Consider the following 24,245-nt stretch of genomic DNA (forward strand, 5'->3'; position numbering starts at 1 on the left):
CGTCCGTCCTTTCATGCAAGAGGCTCCGCCTTCCGGCGGAGCCTCTCCGTGGTCGGGGTGACAGGATTTGAACCTGCGGCCTCTTCGTCCCGAACGAAGCGCGCTACCAAGCTGCGCCACACCCCGTTTTGCAACCCTCCGAGTCTAACCGATCGTCAGGGGTGCTGCTGACCACGGCCGCCTTGAGCTGACGATCGCGGCGCCGAGGCTGAGGAGAGCGATGGCGATCGCGGCGGGCCCGCGGAGGGAGGCGGCCTCCGCGCCGGTGGCTGCCAGCTCCGGCAGAGGCGCATCGGCCGGGGCTGGAGGCGCTTCGGCGACGGGAGGGGGAGTGGGCGTCGGCGCCGGTGGCGGCGGGGCGATCACGGCGACCTGCGAGGGCTCGCCGAACCGTTCGGTCCAGGCGAAGTCTGCGCCGGTGTGGGCGACGACGGAGGGGATCTGGTCGGCCGCACGCAGGCTCCACACGGCGGTGTAGTACCCCGACTTGGTCATCTCCCACGAGGAGCTGACCGTGTACGCGGCGGCCGGGCCTGTCGCGGGGTCGGTCGTGAGCTGCAGCGTGCCGACGATGGCCTCGTCACCCGGCGCCGTCGACCCAGCGACGGGCTCGGTGTCGGTGCGGTAGACGATGGCGCTCGCGGTCACCGGCAGGTAGGAGCCGTCGTCGGCGCGCGGCCACGAGCCCTCGGTCGCGGTGAAAGTGACCTCATCCACGTACGGACCGCCTGCTGCGTCGCGCGTCGTGACCTGCGTCGAGATGGCCGGGGCGAACGGAGGGATGCGCGGGGCGGCGTCGGCCCCGGACACGTCGAACTGAACATGCCCCACGGGTCCGGCCGTCTCCTGGCCACCCGGCGTCGTGAAGTGTCGCACAGCGGCGGCGAGGCCGGCGTCGAAGCGACCTGTTCCGCTCACGGTGTAGGGACGACCTTCGGCCGGCGGCGAGGTGCGGATGGCGTACGTCGACCCCGATGCCGCGTTCTCGAGCGTCGGCGAGCCCGACTCCGCGAAGACCGCGTTCGTCAGGGTGATCGTGCCCGTCGCTGCGGCGGTCGTGTCGACCCGGACGGTCCCGCTGCGGTGGTCGGCGGCATCCTTCGTGAACACGAGGCTTCCGCTCGCGGTGGAAGGACCCGCCGCAGCACGTATGGCTTCGTCGTAGTACGCCACGGCACGCTCCTGGACGGCGCGGTCGTGCTGCGGGGACAGCGCGGACATCGTCCAGTGGATGGCGCCGGCGAGCGAGTCCCCACGGTAGCCGAAGGCATGCAGCGTCTCTTCGCGGTTCGCGATGGCCTTGACCGCCCACGCCACCGCGGCGGCCTGGACGGGGTCGCCGGTCTGTCCGTACCTCGTCACCAGGAGATTGATTCCGGCGAGCTGCTGCGGCGAGAGACCGGCGGCCGACCCGCTCGTTCCGTGGTCGGCGGTCTGGCCGGTCGGCGCGGGCGCTCCGGGGGTGATGCAGTACGTGTGCACGCCGTCGACCAGCATCGATCCGTGCCACCCGTAGGCGGAGATGGGAACCCACGTTCCGAATCCGCTGCCGCGCTCGGCGGCGTCGGCGCTGGACGGCGCGAGGAAAGTGATCGCGATCACGATCGCGATCACGGCGAGGAACACGGCAGGCGTGCGCAGACGGACAGGAAATCGGATCGGCGCTGCCGCGTCGTCGGTCGCAGAGCCGCTCATTCGGCGTCTCCGCTGACGGGCACGAACGGGAGGTGCCGGCCGAATCCACGGGTTCGTTGATCGTCGCCGTGATCGGCACCGTCCGTCGTGTCGGGGACGAAAGGAGCAGACACGACCCCGATGACCAGCGCGATGAGGAGCGCGAGCAGTCGCAGTCGCACGGGCAGCCCGATGCCGTGAACCATCGTCGCGGCGACGAGCGTGTTCCGGAAGGGGGGATCAGCGGGTCGTGTGGAACGCGGAGCAGCCATGCATCGAGGATCGGCGCCTCGGGCCGGCGGCGGCGGCCGCGGGCGGCGAACTGTGGATGGCCGATCCGCGAGCGCGGTTGGGGAGGAGGCCCGGGGGACGCCGCTACGCGCGCGGAACCAGGGTGAGGAGCGAGGCCTCGGGACGACAGGCGAAGCGCACCGGAGCATAGATCGAGTGGCCGAGTCCTGCGCTCACGTTGAGCGGCACCGAGTGACCGCCGTGCTTCCACGCGCTCAGCCCGCGGGCCTGACGAAGCGGGATGTCACAGTTGGCGACGAGTGCGCCGAAGCCGGGGACGCGGACCTGGCCACCGTGCGTGTGGCCGCCGAAGATCGCGTCGGCCCCCAGATCGACGAAGTCGTCGAGCACACGGCGATAGGGGGCGTGGGTCACGCCGATCGAGAGGTCGGCGGACTGCTCGGCGCGGAGTGTGGACAGCGGCTCGGGAAGCTCCCCGAGACGGTCCCAATGACGGTGCGCGTCGCTCACGCCGAAGGCGGCGATGCGCAGACCGCCGGCATCCAACGATCCGACCTTGTTGTTGAGATCCAGCCAGCCGAGCTCGCGGGTGAGGTAATCGTCCAGCGCGTCGGTATCGAGTGGCTCGGCGGTGTGCTTCACCTTCGACGGACCCGTGAAGTATCGGAACGGGTTGCGAGGAGACGGTGCGGCGTGGTCGTTCGAGCCGTGCACGAAGACGCCAGGGACGCCGCGCAGGGGGTCGTACGCGCGGCGGAGTCCGCGGAGACCGTCGAAGTGGCCCATGTTGTCGCCGGTGTTGACGATCAGGTCGGGCTGGAGGTCCGCGAGCCCCGCGATCCATTCCTGCTTGCGGTGCTGCCAGGGCGCCATGTGCGCGTCCGACAGGTGCAGCACGCGGATGGGCGTAGCTCCTGCGGGAAGCACGGGGACCTCATGGAAGCGGACCGTGAAGAGGTAGCGCTCGATGCCGACGCCCCAGACCACGGCGCCCGCGCCGACCGCCCCCACCGTGCCGAGCACGGTGAGGGCGGTGCGCGTTGCTGAGGACGGCACTAGCCGTTGCCGCCGCCGTTGTTGCCGCCGCGGCCGCCGCCCCCGCCGCAGACCGCTGCGGCGTAGTCGACGGTGATCGACGCGTTGCGGTTCACGACCGAGCCCGCGCCCGGGTTCGTCGCTCCGGCCTTCGTCTGCGCACCGAGGCTGGCATCGGCGGTACAGGTGCCGTCGCCGACGTTGCCGAAGCCCGCGCTGCGCAGCGCCTTCTTCGCATCATCGAGCGAGCGGCCCGACACATCGGGCACGGCGATGCCCTCCCCGTTGCTCGGGTTGATCGTGACGGTGCTGCCGCCTGCGACCTTGCCGGCGCCCGGGTTCTGGGCGGCGACGACGCCCGCCGGCTGATCGGAGTCGACCGGCCCGCCGACCTCGACGGTGAAGCCCGCGTCGGTCAGGATCTTGGTCGCCTCGTCGACCGACTTGCCGACGACGTTCGGGAGGTCGGTGAGGACCTGCTTCGTCAGATCTGCGTCGGGGCTGGCGAACCGGTCGCCGCCGTAGGCAGCGTTCGCCGCACCCTGCACGTCGCGTGTGACCCGGTACCTGATATCAGCGAGGCGGAGACCGTCAGCGGTGTACGTCTTGAAGATGTCTCCGCCGCCCTGGACGTTGCCGGCCCAGGTCGCCGTCGCCACCTTCGTGCTCGACTCGATGAGCCAGGACTGGAGTTCCTCGTGCGTGCCGGTCTTTCCGATGAGCGGAACGTTGTCGCGCGGCTTGCCCTGGGCGCCGGTTCCGCCGTTCATGACACCCTGCAGGGCGTACGCGGCCGTCGCAGCCACCTTAGGGTCGAGCACCTGGCTGCACGTGCGCTGTGGCACGGGCAGGTCGCTGCCTTCGGAGTCTGTGACCCGGTCGATCACCTTCGGCTGGCAGTAGGTGCCGTTGTTGGCGACGGTAGCGTACGCCTCGGCCATTGCGAGGGGTGAGACTGACTCCGTGCCGATGACGGAGTTGAGGGTGTTCATGTCCACCGGTTCGTTTTCGTACGTGTCGATCACGCCCATCTTGGTCGCGACCTTGCCGATGTCGCAGTAGTCGAGCTTCTCTGCCATCGCCAGGTATCCAGTGTTCAGTGACGACGCCGTGAACTGCATCGGCGTGCCCATGCGGCCACGGTCGCCCCCGAAGTTGCCCGTGGGTTTGGTGGCGCCAGTCGCGGAGGTCTGGCCGCAGTAGGTCATCTTCTTGAAGACGCGGAGCGTGCCATTGAGCGTCTCGTTGACCGACTTGCCCTTCTCGAGCCAGTCGAGGAGTGTGAAGAGCTTGAATGTCGACCCGGCGCTGAAGCCCTTCGAGTTGCCGTAAGTCTGATCACCCGCGTAAACCTGCGCGGAATAGTTCCAGTCGTCGGAGTTTGCCGCGTCTTCGCTGAACTGGGTGTTCTGCGCCATCGAGAGCACGCGGCCACTGCCCGCCTCGATGCTCACGGTGGTCGATCCGAATCGTCCGGTGTTGGGAAGGGTGGTTCCCTGTCGCATCTCGATGTACGACGGCGCGTAGGTGGCCATCGCCTGCTCGGCCGGACCCTGCACACGCGGGTCGAGAGTCGTGTAGACGTTGAGCCCGCCGCGCTGGAGCGTGTCGCGGCGCGCGTCGGGGGTTTCGCCGAAGGCGGCGTCGTTGAGGATCACGTACTTGACGTACTGGCAGAAGTACGCCGCGCCGCCCGCATTGGCACAGCCGGTCTTCGGCTCGACGACGTCGGGGCTGATCGGCCACACGGCGGCCTCGACGTACTGCTCGCGTGTGATCTTGCCGTCGTCCAGCATGCGGCTCAGCACGTAGAGCTGGCGCACCTTGGTCGAGGTGTAGCCGTCCGCCGCGGCGAGCTTCTGCTCTTCGGTGATCTCACCGGACGCCACGAGGCTGTCGAGTACACCGAGCTTCGCGCCCTCGTCGATCACGCCGTCGGGGGCCTTGTTGAACGACGTGCCGTCGGAGGCGAAGATCGATCCGCCCGGCCTGTCGATGCGGTAGTTGTTCGGGTTCTGCACCATGCCGGCGAGCGTCGCCGCCTGCGCGACGGTGAGGTTCGCCGCGGTGGTGTTGAAGTAGTGGCGCGCCGCGGCCTCGATGCCGTAGGTGATGCCGCCGAAGTTCGCGATGTTCATGTACCCGAGCAGAATGTCGTTCTTCGAGTACTTCTGCTCGAGCGCGATGGCGTAGCGCATCTCCTGCAGCTTGCGGCTGTAGCCCTCGCTGCCCTCGGCCGTGGTCGCGTCGACCCAGCACTGGCGAAGCGCCTGCTCGCTGGTGAGCTTGACCTTGTCCTGGCCGGTCGCCTCGTCGAGAACGCGATTGCCGTCCTTGTCGGTCTCGTAGACCGTCTCGGCGTTCTGCTCGCACTTCTGGATCAGCACGTTCTTGACGTACTGCTGACTGACTGACGAGCCACCCTGGGTCTCGCCCCCGCCCTGGGCGTTCGACAGGAGCGCGCGTGTCGTTCCGATGAGGTCGATACCGCCGTGCTGGTAGTAGCGCGGGTCCTCGCTGGAGAGGAGCGCGTCGTACATGACCGGGTTGATCTGGTCGAAGTTGACCGGGGTGCGGTCCTGCTCCAGGAACTGGGTCATCAACTGCGGCTGCCCTGTGGCGGGGTCGGTGTAGTAGAAGTTGCTCGGAAGCATGAGCTTGTCGATCTCGAGGACGCTCGGGAGATTGTCGAACATCGTGATCGCGCGCTCGGCCGCGGTGCTCGTGAGCGCGACCGCGGGGGTGACGGTCGCCGCAATGAGGACACCGGCTGCGGCACTGAGGCCGACGAGCCCGGCGAGTCCGCCGAGCACACCGGTGGCCGTGCGTTTGGTATCAGGCATAGGGTTGATCGTAAGGGAGATACCTGGGCGATCCATCAAGGACGCACAGCTGACCGGGGTGTTTCCCAGCCTTCACCAGCCGTCCCTTCCCCCTACTCGAGGAGTCGCGATGACGACGTGGGAGTATCTCACCACGCCCCTTCTGATCCACAACACCGCCGCGATCCTCAACAACTGGGGCAAGCAGGGCTGGGAGCTCGTGCAGGTCGTGCAGGGCCCCGAAGGCGGTCTGGTGGCCTACTTCAAGCGCCCGTCCGGCGGCGGTCAGCAGAACGCGGGACTGGATGCTGCGGCCCAGGCCGCGAAGCAGTTCGAGGAGGCGTGAGCATGAGTGTGAGCGCCCGCCTCGCCGAGCTCGGCATCGACCTTCCCGACGTCGTGCCGCCGGTCGCCGCCTATGTGCCCGCGAAGGCGCACGGCGACCTCGTCTACACCGCCGGCCAGTTGCCGATGATCGCAGGCGCCCTGCCGGCGACCGGCAAGGTCGGCGAGGGCCAGGGCCTCGTGCCCGCCTCCGATGCGAAGGGCTACGCGCGCCAGAGCGCGCTCAATGCGATCGCCGCCGCCGCGGCCGCTGTTGGCGGGGTGGACCGACTCACCGGCGTCCTCAAGGTCACCGGATTCGTGGCATCCGTCCCCGAGTTCACCGGCCAGCCCGGCGTCATCAACGGCGCGAGCGAGCTGCTGGGCGAGGTCTTCGGCGACGCCGGCAAGCACGCCCGTTCGGCCGTCGGCGTGCCGGTGCTGCCGCTGGACGCCCCCGTCGAGGTCGAGGTCGTCTTCTCGTACGCCTGACGGTCTATTCGCTCGTTGAGCGAGCGAAGCGAGTCGAAACGCCCCTGACCTTGCGCAAGGTCAGGGGCGTTTCGACTTCGGGCGCCAGATCGCCCTTCGCTCAACGAGCGGGGGACTTCGCTACTTGACCTGCGCGGAGATCACCGACATCACGGCCGTGTCGGCGAGGGTGGTCGTATCGCCGACCTCTCGGCCCTCGGCGACGTCGCGCAGCAGGCGACGCATGATCTTGCCGGAGCGGGTCTTGGGCAGCTCGCCCACGATGTAGACGTCGCGGGGACGCGCGATCGGGCCGATCTGCTCGCCGACCCACAGGCGCAGGTTCTGCGCCAGCCCGTCGGGGGAGTGCGCGTCGAGGTACGACTGCTTGATGATGACGAACGCGACGACCGCCTGGCCGGTGGTCTCGTCGGAGGCGCCGACGACGGCCGCCTCGGCGACGGCCTCGTTTCCGACCAGGGCCGACTCGATCTCGGTGGTCGACAGGCGGTGACCCGATACGTTCATGACGTCGTCGACACGCCCCAGCAGCCACACGTCGCCGTCGTCGTCGAGGCGCGCGCCGTCGCCCGCGAAGTAGTAGCCCTGCTTCTGGAACTTCTCCCAGTAGGTCTCGACGAAGCGCTCCGGGTCGCCCCAGATGCCGCGGAGCATCGACGGCCACGGGTCCGTGACGACGAGGAGCCCGCCGTTGCCGTTGCCGACGTGCGTGCCGTCCTCGTCGACGACGTCGATCGAGATGCCGGGGAGGGGCACCTGCGCCGAGCCGGGCTTGGTCTCGGTGACGCCCGGCAGCGCCGACACCATGATCGAGCCGGTCTCGGTCTGCCACCACGTGTCGACGATCGGCGCGGTCTTGCCGCCGATGATCTTGCGGTACCACATCCACGCCTCGGGGTTGATGGGCTCGCCCACCGACCCGAGGAGGCGCAGCGATGACAGGTCGAACTGCTTCGGGATCGCACGGCCGAGCTTCATGAACGAGCGGATCGCGGTGGGCGCCGTGTAGAGCACTGTGACCCCGTACTTCTGCACGATCTCCCACCAGCGGCCGGGGTGGGGGGCATCCGGCGTGCCCTCGTAGAGCACCTGCGTCGCACCGTTCGCGAGCGGGCCGTATGTGACGTAGCTGTGCCCGGTGATCCACCCGATGTCGGCGGTGCACCAGTAGACGTCGGTCTCGGGGTGGAGGTCGTGCACGACCTTGTTGGTGAACGCGGACTGCGTGAGGTAGCCGCCGGAGGTGTGGAGGATGCCCTTGGGCTTGCCGGTCGTGCCCGACGTGTAGAGGATGAACAGCGGGTTCTCGGCGGGGAAGGCCTGCGCCTCGTGCTCGGCCGAGGCCTGCGGCACGACCTCGTGCCACCAGAGGTCGCGGCCGTCGTTCCAGTCCACCTCGTTCTCGCCGCGCTTGACGACGAGCACGTGCTCGACGGACTCCTGCACCCCTGCGCCGCGGTCGGCGAGGGCGAGGTCGACGGCGGGCTTCAGCGGCGAGACCTTGCCCTTCCGGTAGCCGCCGTCGGCGGTGATCACGAGTTTCGCGCCGGCATCGTCGATGCGGGAGCGCAGGCTGTCGGCCGAGAACCCGCCGAACACGACGGAGTGGATGGCGCCGATGCGTGCGACCGCGAGCATCGAGGCGACGGCCTCGGGGATCATCGGCAGGTAGATCGCCACGCGGTCCCCCTGGCCGATGCCGAGTCCCTCGAGAACGTTGGCGAGGCGCTTGACCTCGTCGGTGAGCTCGGCGTAGGTGACACGGCGCTCGTCGCCAGGCTCACCCTCCCAGAGCAGCGCCACCCGGTCGCCGTTGCCGGCCTCGACGTGACGGTCGAGGCAGTTGTAGGCGACGTTCAGCTCGCCGTCGGCGAACCACTGTGCGAACGGCGGGTTCGACCAGTCGAGCACTTCGGTGAACGGCTTGTGCCAGTGGAGGTCGCGGGCCTGGTCGGCCCAGAAGCCGAGGCGGTCCGCCTTCGCCGCTTCATACAGCTCCGCCGTCGCGATGGCGTTGTCGGCGAACTCGGCGGTGGGCGCGAAGCGCCGATCCTCGTTCAGCAGGTGATCGATCTGGCTGCTGGCTTGCGTGACAGGGGTCTGTTCGCTCATGGGAGCGCGCTCCTTTGCGGGCTGGGTCGAGGCCGAGGGGTGTCGGCGAGTCTGCCAGGAAATGTACCCACCACCGCCGGAACCGACTACCCCCGATAGTAGGTGGCCCCGCATACATCGATCCCGACCGATATATCAGTGAGAATCCTCTCCTTTTCGTTTTGTCAGGACCCCTACCTCGCCTATGCTGACCGTTGGCCGAACATCGATTCTGGCATTGCGGCTCCCGACGTCACCCCCCGAATTCGGGGCCGCGCTTGGCGGCATCCCATTCCCCCCATGGGATGCCGCCTCTCCTCATTGGGAGCGGTCTCTCGATTCGTCGGCTCCTCCCCAACCCGTGGCGTCGCGCGGCTCTCCACGGATGACCGGTTGTGTTCGCCGGGTGGGACACCGCATTCGTAGCGTCGGAGCATGTCCGCACCGTTCGTCGTCCGTCCCCGTTCCAGGGCTGCGGGTGCACCCGCTGCGAAGGACCGATGGGATGCTGCGGCCCGGCCCGTGTCGTCCGCCCCGACGACGTTGGTGGCCACGGCTGAGACAGCGCCACGCGCCGCGGCGCCTGCGCGTTCGCCGGCTCCGCCTGGCGCCGGCGGGGCATGGGTTCCGCGGCGTGCCGGTGCGGCCGAAGTTCCGCGTGGCGAACCGGTGCACGCCTCCAGGCCCCCGCGAGCGCCGGCCGAGCGGCACCCGGTCCTCGCACCCTTCACCGCCTATCTCGACGACCCGGGGGTCACGGACCTCTTCGTCAACGGAGCGGCAGGCCTGTTCGTCGATCGCGGAGCCGGGGTGGAGCCGGCACGCGAGTGGCGCGCCACGGAAGAAGAGGTGCGCGACCTCGCCGTCGCGCTCATCGGTCTGGGCGGGAGGCATATCGACGACGCGTCGCCGTGCGTCGATGTGCGCTTGGAGGACGGCATCCGCGTGCATGCCGTGCTGCCGCCGATCGCCCCCGAGGGCACGGTCCTGTCGATCCGCGTGCCGCGCCTGGGCGTCGCGACGCTCGAGGAGCTCCAGCAGACCGGGATGTTCGACGAGGCAGTCCGCGACCGCCTGCGGGAGTCGATCGCCGGGCGCACGAATCTCCTGGTCTCGGGCGCCGCCGGCGCCGGCAAGACCACGCTGCTCGCGGCGCTTCTCGCGGAGGCGCCTGCGCACGAGCGCATCGTGACGATCGAGGATGTCGCGGAGCTGCGGATCGCGCACCCGCACCATGTGCGCCTCGAGGCGCGTCAGCCCAACATCGAGGGCACCGGCGGAGTCGGGCTCGCTCGTCTGGTGCGTGAGGCCCTGCGGATGCGCCCCGACCGTCTCGTGGTCGGGGAGTGCCGCGGCGACGAGGTGCGGGAGCTGCTGTCGGCGCTGAACACCGGTCATGACGGCGGAGCCGGCACCGTGCACGCGAACGGACTCCACGACGTGCCGGCACGCCTCGAGGCTCTCGGTGCGCCCGCAGGGCTCGACGACCACGCGCTCGCGCGGCAGGCAGCCAGCGCGATCGGACTCGTCGTGCACGTGGAGCGAGACACGGACGGCTCGCGGCGCATCGCCGGAGTCGGTCGCCCCGTCGTCGGCGGCGACGGGCGTCTCGCCATCGAGGAGGAGCGATGGGGAGCGCGGTGATGCAGGTGACGGGTGCGAAGGGCGCACGGGCATCCGCCCCGGCAGCGGCGTCGCCTCGAGCCCTGGTGCTGTCCCGGGTTCGCTCGTCCCCCCGACCCCCCACGTCGTCAGCCGACATCGCGGAGACCGTGCTGCGGCTGGCAGTGCTGCTGCAGGCCGGGGTCGCGCCTGCCCGCGCCTGGGAGCATCTCGCCCGCGCCGGCGACCCGGGGGCCCGGCACGTCGCCTCGGCGGTCGACCGAGGGGTGCCGCTGCCCGAGGCGATCGCCACCGCGGGCACCGGCGCGTGGCGGGAGGTCGGCGTCGCGTGCCAGGTCGCGCTCGTCGTGGGTTCACCGCTCGCCGAGTGCCTGCGCGGACTCGCTGCCGCGCTGCGCGACGCGCAGGAGGCGGCCGACGAGGTGCGGGTCACGCTCGCCGAGCCTGCGGGCACGGCCCGGCTCATGAGCTGGCTTCCGCTCGTCGCCGTGGGGTTGGGTGCGGCGCTCGGCTTCGACACCTTCGGCACCCTGTTCGCGAACCCTCTGGGGCTGGCATGCCTCGGCGCCGGTGCGGTGCTCATCCTCGCCGCGCACCGATGGACGAAGCGGCTCGTGCGCATTGCCGCGAGCCCGGACCGCGCGCCCGGTCTCGACGCCGAGCTGATGGCGATCGCGCTGAGCGGCGGGGTGTCCATCGACCGCGCGCGGGCGGTCGTCCGGGACGCACGTCGAGCCGGAACCATGGAGGAGAGCACCGATCCGGGCGGCGAGTCCGGGGCCGCCGCGGCGAACCCGGAAGGAGACGCGCCGGGCGCATCCGATGACGTCGACGCCGTGCTCGCGCTCTCGCGGACCGCAGGCGTGCCCGCCGTCGAGCTGCTGCGGGCTTCCGCCGCGCACGCCCGGCATCGCGCCCGTGTCGAGGCCCGGCTTCGTGCCGCGCGGCTCTCCTCGCGGCTGCTCATCCCACTGGGCGTGTGCACACTGCCCGCATTCCTCCTCCTCGGGGTCGCGCCCATGCTGCTCAGCGTCATGTCGACGATGTCGGTCTCGCTGTGACGGCCCCTCCTCGCGACCGCGACGCCGCGCCGCGTCTTCGCGCCCAGACCGTGCCCGCACCCACGAATCCATCGAACGGAGAACCCATGTCCCTGTCCCGAACCGACCTCGTCGTGCCCCGTCTCACGCGTCGCCGCGCCGAACGCCTGTTCGCACCGCGCGACGTCGACCGCACGTGGGAGGACGAGACTGGCGCCGCGACCGCCGAGTACGCCATCGCGACGATGGCAGCGGTCGCCTTCGCCGGCCTGCTCGTCGTCATCATGCGGTCGGATGAGGTGCGCACCATCCTCACCGACCTCGTGCGACGCGCGCTCACGGTGGCGTGATGCGGCCGCGGCTGGGCGACGATCGCGGTGCGGTCGTCGCCGAGTTCGCGGTCGCGCTCCCCGCCGTCGCGCTCGTCCTGCTCGTCGGGGTCGGGATCCTCGCGGGCGCGTCGCGGCAGGTGCGGCTTCAGGACGCGGTGGCGGATGCCGCGCGCCTGAGCGCCCGCGGCGAGTCCGAGCAGCGCGTGCGCGACGCCGTCGCGACGACGGTGGCGGAGGCATCCGTCGACATCACCGCTCAGGGGGATCTCGTGTGCGTGGCGGCATCCGCTCCGGCGCTGTTCGGAGTGCGGGTGACGGCGGCTGGATGTGCGTTGGCAGGCGGCCTGTGAACGCGCCGGACGGCGCCCTCGCGCCGCCGGCGCGCGGGCCGGGCTGATGGCGGGGACGACAGCGGCGGTCGGGATCGTCGGTGCGGCAGCCATCCTCGCGGCGGCGCTCGCCGGTGCCGGCGCTGCGGCGGTCGCGAGTCAGCGACTGGCTTCAGCGGCCGACGCCGGTGCGCTCGCCGCGGCGGACGCGGCCTCCGGCGCGGTGCCCGGCGTCCCCTGCGAGCGTGCGGCCGAGGTCGCGGGCACGTTCGGCGGCGCCATCGAGGCCTGCGAGCTCGACGAGCTGATCGCGACGGTGACCGTCTCGATGCGCCTCGGGCCGGTCACCGCGCAGGCCTCCGCACGAGCTGGGCCGCCTCCCTGATCACGTCTCACAGCCCCTGCACCGAGAAGTGGCGTGTATGGTTTGCGTCGAAGAAAGGACGCCCCCGTTGGCAGAAGGCAAGAAGCTCGTCATCGTCGAGTCACCGACGAAGATGAAGTCGATCCAGGGGTACCTCGGCGATGGCTACGAGGTGCTCAGCTCGGTCGGGCACATCCGCGACCTGGCGGACAAGAAGAGCATCCCCGCCGACAAGAAGGAGGCGTACGGGAAGTATTCGATCGACATCGACAACGGCTTCGACCCGTACTACGTCGAGAGCGAGCGCGGCAAGAAGACCGTCGCCGAGCTCAAGCGTGCGCTGAAGGGGGCGGACGAGCTCCTGCTCGCCACCGATGAAGACCGCGAGGGCGAAGCCATCGCGTGGCACCTGCTGCAGACGCTCAAGCCCAAGGTCCCCGTCAAGCGCATGGTCTTCCACGAGATCACCAAGGACGCCATCCAGGCCGCCGTCGGCAACACCCGCGAGCTCGACCTCGCGCTCGTCGACGCGCAGGAGACCCGCCGCATCCTCGACCGCCTCTACGGCTGGGACGTCAGCCCCGTGCTCTGGTACAAGGTGCAGCAGGGCACGTCCGCCGGCCGTGTCCAGTCGGCCGCGACGCGCCTGGTCGTCGACCGCGAGCGCGAGCGCATGGCGTTCGTGTCTGCTTCGTACTGGGACATCGAGGCGCTGGCCGCGCCGAACCGCCCGCAGGGCATCGACGAGTCCTTCTCGACGCGCCTCGCCCGCGTCGACGGTGCGGTGCTCGCCCGCGGCACCGACTTCGACGACCGCGGTGAGCTGAAGAAGGCCGTCCTCGTCCTCGACGAGGCACAGGTGCGCGAACTCGCCGCCGCGATCGAGGCGGCGGCCGAGGCGTCCGTCACCGCCCTCGAGTCCAAGCCCGGAACCCGCAGCCCGAAGCCGCCCTTCACGACCTCGACCCTCCAGCAGGAGGCCGGTCGCAAGCTCTCGATGAGCGCCAAGCACGCCATGGGCGTCGCGCAGCGTCTCTACGAGAAGGGGTACATCACTTATATGCGCACCGACTCGACGGCGCTGTCGACGCAGGCCGTGCAGGCCGCGCGCGAGCAGGCGGTCAAGATGTACGGCGACAAGTCGGTGCCGCCGAACCCCCGCTCGTACCGCAACAACAGCAAGAACGCGCAGGAGGCGCACGAGGCGATCCGCCCGTCGGGCGAGACGTTCCGCACGCCGTCCGAGGTGTCCGGCCAGCTCGATCGCGACGAACTGCGCCTGTACGACCTCATCTGGAAGCGCACGATGGCCAGCCAGATGTCGGACGCGAAGTACGAGACCACCACCGTGACCCTCGAGGTCGCGGCGGCCGGCCGCCGCGCCGAGTTCACGGCATCCGGAACCGTGTACACCTTCAAGGGCTTCCTCGAGGCCTACGAGGAGGGCCGCGACGAGAAGCGCGGCGACAGCGACAAGTCCGACGACCAGTCGCTGCCGGCGATGGCGGTGGGCGACGTGCTCCGCATGCGCGACGTCGAGCCGAAGGGCCACGCCACCAGCCCGAAGCCGCGCTACACCGAGGCGAGCCTCGTCAAGGCGCTCGAGGAGAAGGGCATCGGCCGCCCCTCGACGTTCGCGAGCATCATCGACGTCATCCTCAACCGCGGCTACGTCACCAAGCGCGGCCAGGCGCTCATCCCGAGCTGGCTCGCGTTCAGTGTCGTGCGCCTGCTCGAGCAGCACTTCGCCGACCTCGTCGACTACGACTTCACGGCGGCGCTCGAGGACGACCTCGACGCGATCGCCCGCGGCGAGCAGAAGCGCCAGGACTGGCTGCAGGACTTCTACTTCGGGGGAACCGACCACGTCGGCCTCCGGAACATCGTCGACAACCTCGGAGAGATCGACGCGCGCGCCCTCAACTCGACGCCCATCGGCGACGTCGCGACGCTGCGGTTCGGCAAGTACGGCCCGTACCTGGAGGTGGCCGACGCCGAGAAGCCGGACGCCGAGCCCCGGCGGGTCAACATCCCCGAGGACCTCGCGCCCGACGAGCTCACGCCGGCGCGTGCGCAGGAGCTCATCGACGCCCCGGTCGCGGGTGACCGCGTGCTGGGAGAGAACCCCGCCAACGGCAAGCTCGTCGTCGTGAAGGACGGCCGCTTCGGCCCGTACGTGCAGGAGACCGATCCGCCGGCCGAGGAAGCTGTCGACGAAGAGACCGGCGAAGTCGTCGCCGTCGAGCCGGAACCCGCGCCGAAGAAGCGCGGGGCGAAGAAGGAGGCCGCGCCCAAGCCGCGCACGGCATCGCTCTTCAAGTCGATGTCGGTCGACACGATCGACCTCGACACCGCGCTGAAGCTGCTCGACCTCCCGCGCACCGTCGGCGTCGACCCCGAGACGGAAGCCCCGATCACCGCGCAGAACGGCCGGTACGGTCCGTACCTCAAGAAGGGCACCGACTCGCGCACCCTGCAGAGCGAGCAGCAGATCTTCGACATCACGCTCGAGGAGGCGCTCGCCGTCTACGCGCAGCCGAAGTACGGTGCGCGCGGCGCGTCGTCGGCGCTCAAGGAGTTCGAGGCCGACCCGACGAGCGGCAAGCCGATCAAGCTGAAGGACGGTCGCTTCGGCCCGTACGTCACCGACGGCGAGACGAACGCGACGATCCCGCGCGGTGAGGACGCGATGGAGGTCACGTTCGAGCGCGCGGTGCAGCTGCTCGCCGACAAGCGCGCGAAGGGACCGGCCAAGCGCCCCGCGCGCCGCACGACGACGACGCGCAAGCCCGCGGCGAAGAAGTGACGGGCGGCGGCGACACCCGTCCGGTCCGTGAGTCCGTGGAAGGGCTGTTCGTCACGTTCGAGGGCGGTGACGGCGTCGGCAAGACGACGCAGGCGGCGCTCCTCGACGCGTGGCTGACGAGTGTCGGACGCACGGTCGTGCGCACGCGGGAGCCCGGCGGCACCGAGGTGGGCGTTCTCATCCGCGACATCGTCCTGCACCACCGGGGAGAGGTCGCTCCGCGGGCGGAGGCGCTGCTGTACGCGGCGGACCGGGCGCATCACATCGAGACGCTGGTGCGGCCCGCACTCGAGCGAGGCGAGGTCGTGATCCAGGACCGCTACCTCGACTCGTCGGTCGCGTATCAGGGTGCGGGACGCGTCCTCGGGCGTGACGAGGTCCGAGAGCTCTCCCTGTGGGCGACCGGCGGCCTCCTTCCCGACGTCACGGTGCTGCTCGACCTCGACCCCGCGTCGGCGCGCGAGCGCCTCGACGCCGATGACAAGCCCTTCGACAGACTCGAGTCCGAGAAGGAGCACTTCCACGCTCGCGTGCGAGAGGAGTTTCTCTCCCTCGCCGCCGCCGAGCCGGTCCGCTTCCTCGTGCTCGACGCCGCGCTCCCGCCGGACGAACTCGCCGCCGCCGTGCGCGCACGCGTGGAGCCGCTCCTCGCATGAGGCGAACGCTCGGCGTACGCACAGCCGGTGTCCGGCGGGATGGTTAGGCTGGTCGGCATGGAGCCGGTCGCCGCTGTCGCTGGGGCGTCTCCCGCGACGGACGACCAGGCGTTCCCGTGGGGCGACGTGTGGGGGCAGCCCGATGCCGTCGCGGCGCTGCGGGAAGCAGCATCCGATCCCGCATCGATGACCCACGCATGGCTCATCACCGGTCCTCCCGGCTCCGGCCGGTCGACGCTCGCCCACGCCTTCGCGGCCGCGCTCATCGCCGAGCCGGGTGACGAGCGCACGATGCACCAGGTGCTCGCCGGCACCCACCCCGACCTCGCCGCGCTGCGCACCGAGGGCGTCATCATCTCCATCAAGGACGCGCGCGCCCTCGTCGAGCGCTCGTACTTCGCGCCCTCGCTCGGGCGGTACCGCGTCATCGTCATGGAAGACGCCGATCGCATGGCCGAGCGCACCTCGAACGTGCTGCTCAAGGCGCTCGAAGAGCCACCCGAGCGCACGGTCTGGGTGCTGTGCGCGCCGAGCGACGCCGACCTGCTGCCGACGATCCGCTCCCGCGTGCGCACGCTGCGTCTGCGCGAGCCCGACGTCGCCGACGTCGCCGACCTCATCGTGCGGCGCAGCGGCGTCGACCCTGCGATCGCCGAGCAGTCCGCCCGGCACGCGCAGCGCCACATCGGCATGGCGCAGCGGCTCGCGACGGATGCCGCTGCCCGTGCACGACGCGACGCCACGCTGCGCGGCGTGCTCGCGGTGCGGGGCGTGGGTGACGCAGTAGAGGTCGCCGGCGCGATCGTCGCCGCCGCGACCGACGACGCCAAGGCCCTCACCGCGGAGCGCGACGAGGCGGAGCGCGCAGGGCTGCTGCGCACCCTCGGCATCGCGGAAGGGGCCGCGGTCCCGCCCGCCGTGCGGTCGCAGCTGTCGGCGCTCGAGGACGAGCAGAAGCGCCGCGCCACGCGCAGCCTGCGCGACGGCATCGATCGTGTGCTCACCGACCTCGAGTCGATGTTCCGCGATGTGCTGCTGCTGCAGTTCGGCCGCGACACCGACCTCATCAACCGCGAGCTCGAGCCCGACCTGCGGGCCCTCGCCGCCGCGTGGACGCCCGAGCGCACGCTCACGGTCGTCGACCGCATCGGCGTCACCCGCGAGAACCTCGAACTGAACGCCGCGCCCGCCCTGGCGCTCGAGAGCATGCTCGTCACCGTCGCGAGCGGAAGGATCCCGTGAACCCGACCCGCCCCCGCCGACTTCGTCGCGCGCTTGCCGTCGTCGCCGGCCTGGTCGCAGCATCCGTCATCCTCAGCGGCTGCCTGTCGGCGATGATCCCCGACGCGTCGCCGCGTCCGAGCTCGAGCAAGGCGGCCGACACCGACGGCGTCGCCGAGAACCTGCTGCCGTACTACGAGCAGCCGCTCGACTGGTCCAGCTGCAACGAGACGTTCGACTGCGCGACAGTCACGGCGCCCCTCGACTGGTCCGACCCGACGAAGGGCGACATCGAGCTGTCGATCATCCGCAGCCGTGCCGAAGGCACCGACGACCCGATCGGGTCTCTGCTCACCAATCCCGGCGGACCCGGCGCCAGCGGTGTCGACCTGATCCGCGACTCGGTGTCTTTCGCGGTGAGCGAGCCGGTGCGCCGGCAGTTCGACGTCATCGGCTTCGACCCGCGCGGTGTCGGGGAGTCGACCGCGGTGACCTGCTACGACGCGGCCGACATGGACGCGTACCTGTTCGACATCCCCGAGGGTGCCCGCGGGACGGATGCCTGGGCCGACGAGCTCCTCGCACGGCACAAGAGCTTCGGCGAGGCCTGCGACGAGAACAGCGACGGCATCCTCCCGTACATCACCACTGAGAACTCCGCCCGCGACATGGACCTGCTGCGCGCGGTGCTCGGCGACACGGAGCTGAACTACCTCGGCTACTCGTACGGCACGTTCCTCGGCGCGACGTACGCGAAGCTGTTCCCCGAGAAGGTGGGACGACTCGTGCTCGACGGCGCCGTCGACCCGTCGGTGTCGAACCTCGACGTCAACGTGACCCAGGGCACGGGGTTCGAATCGGCCTTGCGCGCGTACATGGCGGACTGCCTGACCGATAAGGAGTGCCCGTTCCGCGGCACCGTCGACGAGGCGATGGCCGATCTCGGGACGCTGCTCGCGAGCGTCGACCGCGACCCGATCCCGAACGCCGACGGCCGCCTGCTCGGCTCCGATTCACTGATGACCGCGATCGTCGCCGCACTCTACTCGCAGGACAGCTGGGGGTACCTCACGATGGCGCTGACCGACGTGCTCCAGGGCAACGCCGACATCGCGTTCCAGCTGGCGGACTTCTACTACGACCGCGAGGGTGGCACGTACACCGGCAACCAGACCGAGGCGTTCCGCGCGTACAACTGCATGGACTACCCCACGGGTGCCACCGATGAGGACCTGGCGGCGGCCGAGGCGACCCTCGCCGCGAAGGCGCCCACGATCGCGCCCTACTGGTTCGGACCCGACCCCTGCGAGGTGTGGCCGTACCCGCCCACCGGCGTGCGCGAGCGCATCACCGCCGATGGTGCCGCGCCGATCGTCGTGGTCGGCACCACGAACGACCCGGCGACCCCGTACGAGTGGTCGGTGTCGCTGGCCGATCAGCTCTCGTCGGGTGTGCTGGTGACGCGCGTCGGCGAGGGCCACACCGGGTACAACAAGGGAAACTCGTGCGTCGACTCGGCGATCGAGACGTACCTGCTCGAGGGGACGCCCCCGCAGGACGGCCTGCGCTGCGAGTGAACTGACGAACGACAGAAGCGGATGCCGCGACCTCAGGGTCGCGGCATCCGCTTGCTGCTTGCGAGGTCGTGGTCGTCAGCGGCGCAGCACGCGGCGGGCGAGCGCGTTGCCGAGGAACTGCACCAGCTGCACGATCACGATGATCACGAGCACCGCGGCCCAGGTGACCGCCGGGTTGAACTGCTTGAAGCCGTAGACGATCGCGAATTCACCGAGTCCGCCCGCCGCGACGGCGCCCGCGATCGCCGTCATGTCGACGAGGGCGACGACGATGAACGTGTAGCCGAGGATGAGGGGGCCGAGCGCCTCGCGGGGGAGGAGGCGCAGGAGGATCCGCGAGCGGCTCGCCCCCGTGGCACGGGCGGCCTCGATCACGCCGGGACGCACCGTCAGCAGGTTCTGCTCGACGATGCGGCTGATCGCGAAGAGCGACGCGATGGTGATCGCGAAGATGCCGAACTCGGGACCGATGCCCGGGATGCCGAGGCTGCGGGCGATCGGCTGCACGGCCGCGAGCAGGATCACGAACGGGATCGGCCGGAAGAAGTTCACGATGACGTTGATCGTGCCGAACAGGAACCGGTTGGGGAACAGGCTGCCCGGCCTCGTCGCGTACAGCGCGAGTCCGACGAAGAGTCCCGCGATGCCGCCGAAGACGAGGCTCAGCGACACCACGTACAGCGTCTCGGCCGTCGCGGCCCAGAGCTCGGGAAGAAGGTCGATGAGCCTATCCACGAACGTCCTCCTCGATGAGCGGCGCGAACGCCGAGGCCGCGTCGATGGCCTGCTGCACGGCATCCGCCTCTCCGGTCAGTGCCAGAGTCAGATGCCCGAAGACGCGCCCGCCGATGTCGTTGATCCCGCCGTGCACGAGTTCGAAGCGCACGCCGCGCGACGACAGCGCCGCGAAGACGTCGGCCTGCGTGACGTCGCCGTCGCGGATCGTGAACGTCACGATGCGCCCCGGGTGGCGGTCGTGCAGCGTGCGCAGCTGGTCGCCGACCGGGACGTCCTCGATGATGCTCGCGACGAAGCGGCGCGTCGCCGCGTGCTGCGGCGACGAGAGCACGTCGAACACGGCGCCGCTCTCGATGATTGCGCCGTCCTCCATCACGACGACGCGATCGGCGAGGGTGCGGATGACGTCCATCTCGTGGGTGATCACGAGGACGGTCACACCGAGGTCCCGGTTGATGCGCTTCAGGAGCGCGAGCACTTCCTGCGTGGTGTCCGGGTCGAGAGCGCTCGTCGCCTCGTCGGCGAGCAGGATGCGCGGGTTCGTCGCGAGGGCGCGGGCGATGCCGACGCGCTGCTTCTGCCCGCCGGAGAGCTGCTCGGGGTAGTTCTTCGCCTTGTCGGCGAGGCCGACGAAGCGCAGCAGCTCGTCGACGCGCGCCGCGATCTCGGCGCGCGGGCGGCGCGCGACCTCGAGCGGGTAGGCGATGTTCTTCGCGACCGTGCGGGAGTCGAAGAGGTTGAACTGCTGGAAGATCATGCCGATGTCGCCGCGCAGCTCGCGCAGTTCGCGCTCGCGCAGGTGCGTGATGTCACGGCCGTCGATCTCGACGGTGCCGGAGGTCGGCGTCTCGAGCGCGTTCACGAGCCGCAGCACGGTGCTCTTGCCGGCACCGGAGTAGCCGATGATGCCGCACACCTCGCCGGCCGCGATGTCGAGCGAGATGTCGTCGACGGCGACGACAGGCGCGCCGTCTGTGGATGCCGGCGGGAAGGTCTTGGTCACGCCGGTGAGGCGGATCAGGGTCATGAATGCTCCTCGGCGGAACGCGCGTGTGCGGCCCGCGCGCACGAGGTGCACGCGGACCGCACAGGCGAGTGCCGCGAAATGGCGGCTGTTACGAGTTGGCGCGGATGTCGTCCTCGACGTCGGTGAGCGACGTCACGAGCTCGTCCACCGGGGTCTTCACGAGGACGGCGGTGCCGCCCGACGCCTCGACGACGCCATCGAGGACGTCCTGCGTGTTCTGGTAGATCTCGACGAGCTTGAGGTACGTCGGGTTGTCGGCGTCCTCGGCCTTCGCCGCGAAGATGTTGATGTACGGGAACGCGCTCGGGTCGGTCGGGTCGTCCGTGGCGATGGCGTCCTCGGGGGCGAGGTCGGCGTCCGCGAGGAAGTCGTTGTTCACGATCGCCGCCGCCACGTCGGGAAGCGACGTCGCGGTGAAGGCGGCGTCGAGCGCTTCGACCTTGACCTTCGACTCGGGCAGCACGTCGGCGACGGTCGAGAAGACCGAGCCGCCGTCCTTCAGCTCGATGAGGCCGGCTGACTGGAGAACGAGGAGGCCGCGCGCCTGGTTCGACTCGTCGTTGGGAACGGCGACCGTCGACCCCTCGGGGATGTCGTCGGTCGACTCGTACTGCGACGAGTACAGGCCGAGCGGGTAGATCGCCGTGGCGCCGATCGGCTGGAGGTCGTCGTCGCTCTGCACGTTGTAGGTCGCGAGGTAGATGATGTGCTGGAACTGGTTCAGGTCCAGCTCGCCCGCCGAGAGGGCGGGGTTCGGCTGCGTGTACTCGCTGAAGTTGACGAGCTCCACCTCGATGCCCTCGTCCGCGGCGGCCTCCTTGTAGGTCTCCCAGTACGGGTCGCCGGAGTCGACGACGCCGATGCGGACGACCTCGTTCTCGTCGGAGGCGCCGGCGGCGGCATCCGTTCCGGTACCGGCGCAGCCGGCGAGGAGAAGGGCGAGAGGAAGCGCGAGTGCTGCTGCGGCGGTGAGCTTCTTGGACGTGGACATGTGAGTGCTCCTGTGGATCGAGGCCCGTCTCGGGCTTGTGACCGCGCGCACGATCCACGGACCGCGCACGCTTCGTCGCGGACCGCCTTCGAACCTACGTGGGGGTGATGCGCCATCTCGAACCGGGGCGTAACACGTCGACACCGAGTCCGTCCGGAAGTGGGATCGAGTCCGGAACGGATGCCTCGGCCGCCGTGGTTCGCGAGCACCCGCGAGACCCTGTAAGATCGTTGCTTGTGCGTCGCGCAAGCGAGGCCCGCCACCTTAGCTCAGTCGGCAGAGCGAATCACTCGTAATGATTAGGTCAAGGGTTCGATTCCCTTAGGTGGCTCCACAGATCCCCTTCGACGGGAATCCCTCCTTGCGGCGTGCGAAGCGCGGCGTCGGACGACTCGATCGTACGGAGACTTCGTCGCCGCGTATCAGCCTCTGACGCCCCGACCGATGCAGAGGGGGCTGCCGCCCCCATGCGGCAGCATCACGCGATGCGCGCGAGGTCGGGCGAGGTCACCTCGTCGGCGAGGTCGCCCGTGCGCACGAAGCGCTCGACTTCCGCGACGACATGATGGCCGAGCCGACGCAGCTCGTTGCCGATCGAGCCCGCGATGTGAGGCGTCAGCGTGGCGCCCGGCAGAGAGAACAGCGGATGCCCCGGCGGCAGCGGCTCGGGGTCCGTGACGTCGAGCACCGCCCGCAGGCGATCGGTCGCGAGCTCGGCGACGAGGGCATCGGTGTCGACGAGCGACCCTCGCGCGGTGTTGATCAGTGTCGCGCCGTCGGCCATGAGCGCGAGTTCGTCGCGGCCGATCATGCGGAAGGTCTCCGGGAGCGCCGGCGCGTGGATGGTGACCACCTGCGAGCGCGTGAGCAGCTCGGGAAGGCTCACGAGCTCCGCGCCGAGGGCGGATGCACTCGCGGCGTCGAGCGAGGGATCGAAGACGACGCACCGGATGTCGAAGGGCTGCAGCAGCTCGATCACGCGCCGGCCGATACGGGACGCGCCCACCACGCCCACTGTGATGCCGAAGGCACCCACCCCGCCGCGCGGGCGGGCCGCGATCATGTCGTGGGTCCGGGTGAAGTCGCGCGCCGAGCGGAGCACATCTCCGGCGCTCAGCAGGATCGTCGCGAGGGTGTACTCCGCGACCGGGACCGCGTTCGCACCGGCGGCACTGGAGACAGGCACCTCATCCTCCTTCTCGTCGTGATCCTTCTCCTGTTCGGCGCGGCGCGCCTGCCCGCTCTGGCGAAGGGAGTCGGACAGTCGGTGAGGATCCTCAAGACCGAGACGCGCACCGAGACCGCTCTCTCGGAGGAAGGCGGCAAGGAGTCGTCATGGCGGTGAGACGTGGTGCCGAAGCCGGCCGGGTGATCCGTTAGGCTGGGCTCAGAACCGGAGACGGCCGCGCACAGCGGCCGTTTTCCGTATCCGAAGGACGGTGATGCGGTGTCTCAGGCGATCGACGCCCTCGCCGAGATCTTCTCGTGGATCGGGTTCGGCGTCGGCGCACTCCTCGCAGGTGTCGCACTCATCATGTATCTCCTCGACGGCACGTGGCTGCCGGTGCGCGCGGTCGTCGAGACCGGTCCGAACGGCCGGCTCGTGCGCTGGTTCGACGAGGACGGCGGCGTCGGCGAGGCACACCTCACTCACGAGCAGGACCACCACATCGGCGACGCCGACATGGCCGACATCTTCGTGCGCCGCGGATCGCGGAACCGTATGCGGCTGACCCACGGTTCCCCCGCGGTGCGGGCGGTCACACGACTCGCGATCGGGATGCTGGCGCTCGGCGTGGTGGCCCTGGTGACGTCGCTCGTCATGCTGTTCGTGCGCGGCTGATCCGCCGTTCCCGTCTGCGGCCGGGGTTCACGCGACGGCGAGCATGCCCCCGGCGGTCAGCGCGAGGCCGAGGCCGATCCACTGCACCGCGGCGACGCGCTCGCGCAGCACGATGGCCGCGAGCAGGATCGTGCCGGCGGGATACAGCGCGGTGAGCGCCGACACGACGGCCAGGTCGCCCGTGCGCAGCGCGAACAGGGCCAGGGCGTTGGCCGCGGCATCCGCGATCCCGCACGCGATCGCCAGCCACCACGCCTGACGCGTCGAGGCGACGATGCGCCCGACGCCCGTGGCCGCGTGCTCGAGGTCGGCGTGCCCACTCGGCGTCGCGCCCAGGGGGAGCCCGGCGACGGGGAGGACCGAGCGGGCACGCTCGCCGCGGCGCAGGGCGGCGAGGGCCAGCACGCCGACGATGGCACCCGTCACGACGGCGCTCGTCGCGCGGCTCGTCACGAGCGGTACAAGGCCGCTGTCGTCCGAGGTCTGATCGAGCACGATGAGGAATGCGCCGATGGCGAGGCCAGCGCCGACCGCCATCGCCAGGCCGCGGGCGCTCGGCCGGACGATCTTCTCGCCGGGGATGAAACCCACCAGCACGACGGCGACGAGTGCCACGCCGAGCCCGGCGTACCCGGTGGGTGCGAGCGCGTCGCCGTTCACGAGCAGCCCCCACAGCATCGGGGCGATGGCCGACACGACCGCGGTCAGCGGCGACAGGATGCTCATCGGCCCGATCGCGAGACACGCGTACAGGAGCGCGATCGCGACGACGCTGAAGATGCCGCCGAGCACCCCCCACGCCACGTCGGGTGCCGACCACACGCCGCCGAACAGTGGCTGGGCGACGAGCAGGGCCACGAGACCGGAGAGCGCGGCGACCGCCGTCACCACGATCGAGCGCAGGCGCCGGGCCGCGAGGCCGCCCAGGAAGTCCGCTGAGCCGTAGACGACGGCGCCCACGAGGGCGATGGCGGCGGAGATCATCGCGACCCAGCATAGGAGCGCGGC

Annotated in this window: 22 protein-coding genes, 2 tRNA genes and 1 pseudogene; 14 read left to right on the forward strand and 11 right to left on the reverse strand. The window is 70.2% G+C overall.

What is annotated here, in order from left to right; translation table 11 throughout:
* Positions 1 to 49 precede the first annotated feature (49 nt).
* The 5 genes from Q9R33_RS04875 to Q9R33_RS04895 form a co-directional block, all read right to left on the reverse strand.
* A tRNA-Pro gene (locus Q9R33_RS04875) sits at positions 50 to 126 on the reverse strand.
* An 18-nt stretch (positions 127 to 144) separates the two neighbouring features.
* Positions 145 to 1,695 (reverse strand): hypothetical protein, encoded by a 1,551-nt coding sequence (locus Q9R33_RS04880; protein ID WP_311293041.1) that lies wholly within the window; start codon positions 1,693 to 1,695, stop codon positions 145 to 147.
* On the reverse strand, positions 1,692 to 1,946 hold the full coding sequence (locus tag Q9R33_RS04885; RefSeq protein WP_056369378.1) for a hypothetical protein: 255 nt from the start codon (positions 1,944 to 1,946) through the stop codon (positions 1,692 to 1,694). The genes Q9R33_RS04880 and Q9R33_RS04885 overlap by 4 nt, the downstream gene beginning before the upstream one ends.
* A 103-nt stretch (positions 1,947 to 2,049) precedes the next feature.
* Entirely contained in the window at positions 2,050 to 2,982 is a 933-nt protein-coding gene (locus Q9R33_RS04890; RefSeq protein WP_056369380.1) for a metallophosphoesterase, read from the reverse strand.
* Positions 2,982 to 5,804, reverse strand: coding sequence for a transglycosylase domain-containing protein (locus Q9R33_RS04895; RefSeq protein WP_311293042.1), 2,823 nt, complete (start codon positions 5,802 to 5,804; stop codon positions 2,982 to 2,984). The genes Q9R33_RS04890 and Q9R33_RS04895 overlap by 1 nt, the downstream gene beginning before the upstream one ends.
* A 109-nt stretch (positions 5,805 to 5,913) precedes the next feature.
* On the opposite strand from Q9R33_RS04895, the gene Q9R33_RS04900 reads away from it, so the two are divergent.
* Both Q9R33_RS04900 and Q9R33_RS04905 read left to right on the forward strand, forming a co-directional pair.
* Complete coding sequence (locus tag Q9R33_RS04900) at positions 5,914 to 6,129, forward strand: hypothetical protein (protein WP_045298026.1); 216 nt, start codon at positions 5,914 to 5,916, stop codon at positions 6,127 to 6,129.
* A 2-nt stretch (positions 6,130 to 6,131) separates the two neighbouring features.
* On the forward strand, positions 6,132 to 6,599 hold the full coding sequence (locus tag Q9R33_RS04905) for a RidA family protein (RefSeq protein WP_311293043.1): 468 nt from the start codon (positions 6,132 to 6,134) through the stop codon (positions 6,597 to 6,599).
* 120 nt (positions 6,600 to 6,719) lie between these two features.
* Here Q9R33_RS04905 and acs read toward each other — a convergent pair whose 3' ends face one another.
* Positions 6,720 to 8,711, reverse strand: coding sequence for an acetate--CoA ligase (gene acs, locus Q9R33_RS04910; RefSeq protein WP_311293044.1), 1,992 nt, complete (start codon positions 8,709 to 8,711; stop codon positions 6,720 to 6,722).
* 648 nt (positions 8,712 to 9,359) lie between these two features.
* Between acs and Q9R33_RS04915 the strand changes: the two genes are divergently transcribed.
* From Q9R33_RS04915 to Q9R33_RS04955, 9 genes and pseudogenes are all read left to right on the forward strand, one after another.
* Positions 9,360 to 10,334, forward strand: a complete 975-nt coding sequence (locus Q9R33_RS04915) for a TadA family conjugal transfer-associated ATPase (protein ID WP_311293045.1) — start codon at positions 9,360 to 9,362, stop codon at positions 10,332 to 10,334.
* On the forward strand, positions 10,319 to 11,374 hold the full coding sequence (locus tag Q9R33_RS04920) for a type II secretion system F family protein (RefSeq protein ID WP_311293046.1): 1,056 nt from the start codon (positions 10,319 to 10,321) through the stop codon (positions 11,372 to 11,374). The genes Q9R33_RS04915 and Q9R33_RS04920 overlap by 16 nt, the downstream gene beginning before the upstream one ends.
* Before the next feature lie 86 nt (positions 11,375 to 11,460).
* On the forward strand, positions 11,461 to 11,703 hold the full coding sequence (locus Q9R33_RS04925; protein WP_310245374.1) for a DUF4244 domain-containing protein: 243 nt from the start codon (positions 11,461 to 11,463) through the stop codon (positions 11,701 to 11,703).
* Positions 11,703 to 12,035 carry a TadE family type IV pilus minor pilin gene (locus Q9R33_RS04930; protein ID WP_056369393.1) on the forward strand — a complete coding sequence of 111 codons (333 nt, stop codon included), beginning with the start codon at positions 11,703 to 11,705 and terminating at the stop codon, positions 12,033 to 12,035. The genes Q9R33_RS04925 and Q9R33_RS04930 overlap by 1 nt, the downstream gene beginning before the upstream one ends.
* 46 nt (positions 12,036 to 12,081) lie before the next feature.
* Entirely contained in the window at positions 12,082 to 12,399 is a 318-nt protein-coding gene (locus Q9R33_RS04935; protein WP_056369395.1) for a hypothetical protein, read from the forward strand.
* 67 nt (positions 12,400 to 12,466) lie between these two features.
* Positions 12,467 to 15,181, forward strand: a pseudogene (gene topA, locus Q9R33_RS04940) (type I DNA topoisomerase); the annotation flags it as partial.
* Positions 15,182 to 15,219: 38 nt separating this feature from the next.
* On the forward strand, positions 15,220 to 15,840 hold the full coding sequence (gene tmk / locus Q9R33_RS04945; protein ID WP_311293047.1) for a dTMP kinase: 621 nt from the start codon (positions 15,220 to 15,222) through the stop codon (positions 15,838 to 15,840).
* A gap of 57 nt (positions 15,841 to 15,897) precedes the next feature.
* Positions 15,898 to 17,082 carry a DNA polymerase III subunit delta' gene (locus Q9R33_RS04950; RefSeq protein WP_311293048.1) on the forward strand — a complete coding sequence of 395 codons (1,185 nt, stop codon included), beginning with the start codon at positions 15,898 to 15,900 and terminating at the stop codon, positions 17,080 to 17,082.
* The gene (locus tag Q9R33_RS04955; RefSeq protein WP_311293049.1) at positions 17,079 to 18,638 is read left to right on the forward strand and encodes an alpha/beta hydrolase; all 1,560 of its coding nucleotides are present in this window, start codon (positions 17,079 to 17,081) and stop codon (positions 18,636 to 18,638) included. Before Q9R33_RS04950 ends, Q9R33_RS04955 begins: the two co-directional genes overlap by 4 nt.
* Before the next feature lie 75 nt (positions 18,639 to 18,713).
* On the opposite strand, the gene Q9R33_RS04960 is transcribed toward Q9R33_RS04955, so the two are convergent.
* From Q9R33_RS04960 to Q9R33_RS04970, 3 genes are all read right to left on the reverse strand, one after another.
* A complete protein-coding gene (locus Q9R33_RS04960) occupies positions 18,714 to 19,373 on the reverse strand; it encodes a methionine ABC transporter permease (RefSeq protein WP_082497028.1) in 660 nt (219 codons plus the stop codon).
* Positions 19,366 to 20,403, reverse strand: coding sequence for an ATP-binding cassette domain-containing protein (locus Q9R33_RS04965; protein ID WP_310245392.1), 1,038 nt, complete (start codon positions 20,401 to 20,403; stop codon positions 19,366 to 19,368). The genes Q9R33_RS04960 and Q9R33_RS04965 overlap by 8 nt, the downstream gene beginning before the upstream one ends.
* 88 nt (positions 20,404 to 20,491) lie before the next feature.
* A complete protein-coding gene (locus tag Q9R33_RS04970) occupies positions 20,492 to 21,394 on the reverse strand; it encodes a MetQ/NlpA family ABC transporter substrate-binding protein (protein ID WP_311293050.1) in 903 nt (300 codons plus the stop codon).
* A gap of 258 nt (positions 21,395 to 21,652) precedes the next feature.
* On the opposite strand from Q9R33_RS04970, the gene Q9R33_RS04975 reads away from it, so the two are divergent.
* Positions 21,653 to 21,728, forward strand: a tRNA-Thr gene (locus tag Q9R33_RS04975).
* Positions 21,729 to 21,872: 144 nt separating this feature from the next.
* Here Q9R33_RS04975 and Q9R33_RS04980 read toward each other — a convergent pair.
* A complete protein-coding gene (locus Q9R33_RS04980) occupies positions 21,873 to 22,580 on the reverse strand; it encodes a hydroxyacid dehydrogenase (RefSeq protein WP_311293051.1) in 708 nt (235 codons plus the stop codon).
* Positions 22,581 to 22,598: 18 nt separating this feature from the next.
* On the opposite strand from Q9R33_RS04980, the gene Q9R33_RS04985 reads away from it, so the two are divergent.
* Both Q9R33_RS04985 and Q9R33_RS04990 read left to right on the forward strand, forming a co-directional pair.
* Positions 22,599 to 22,739, forward strand: coding sequence for a twin-arginine translocase TatA/TatE family subunit (locus tag Q9R33_RS04985; protein WP_311293052.1), 141 nt, complete (start codon positions 22,599 to 22,601; stop codon positions 22,737 to 22,739).
* A 102-nt stretch (positions 22,740 to 22,841) separates the two neighbouring features.
* Positions 22,842 to 23,237 carry a hypothetical protein gene (locus Q9R33_RS04990; RefSeq protein ID WP_056369423.1) on the forward strand — a complete coding sequence of 132 codons (396 nt, stop codon included), beginning with the start codon at positions 22,842 to 22,844 and terminating at the stop codon, positions 23,235 to 23,237.
* 27 nt (positions 23,238 to 23,264) lie between these two features.
* Here Q9R33_RS04990 and Q9R33_RS04995 read toward each other — a convergent pair whose 3' ends face one another.
* Positions 23,265 to 24,221 (reverse strand): EamA family transporter, encoded by a 957-nt coding sequence (locus Q9R33_RS04995; protein ID WP_311293053.1) that lies wholly within the window; start codon positions 24,219 to 24,221, stop codon positions 23,265 to 23,267.
* Between the last annotated feature and the right edge of the window lie 24 nt (positions 24,222 to 24,245).

Source organism: Microbacterium sp. PRC9 (assembly GCF_031844125.1).
In the GTDB taxonomy this organism is placed as follows: domain Bacteria; phylum Actinomycetota; class Actinomycetes; order Actinomycetales; family Microbacteriaceae; genus Microbacterium.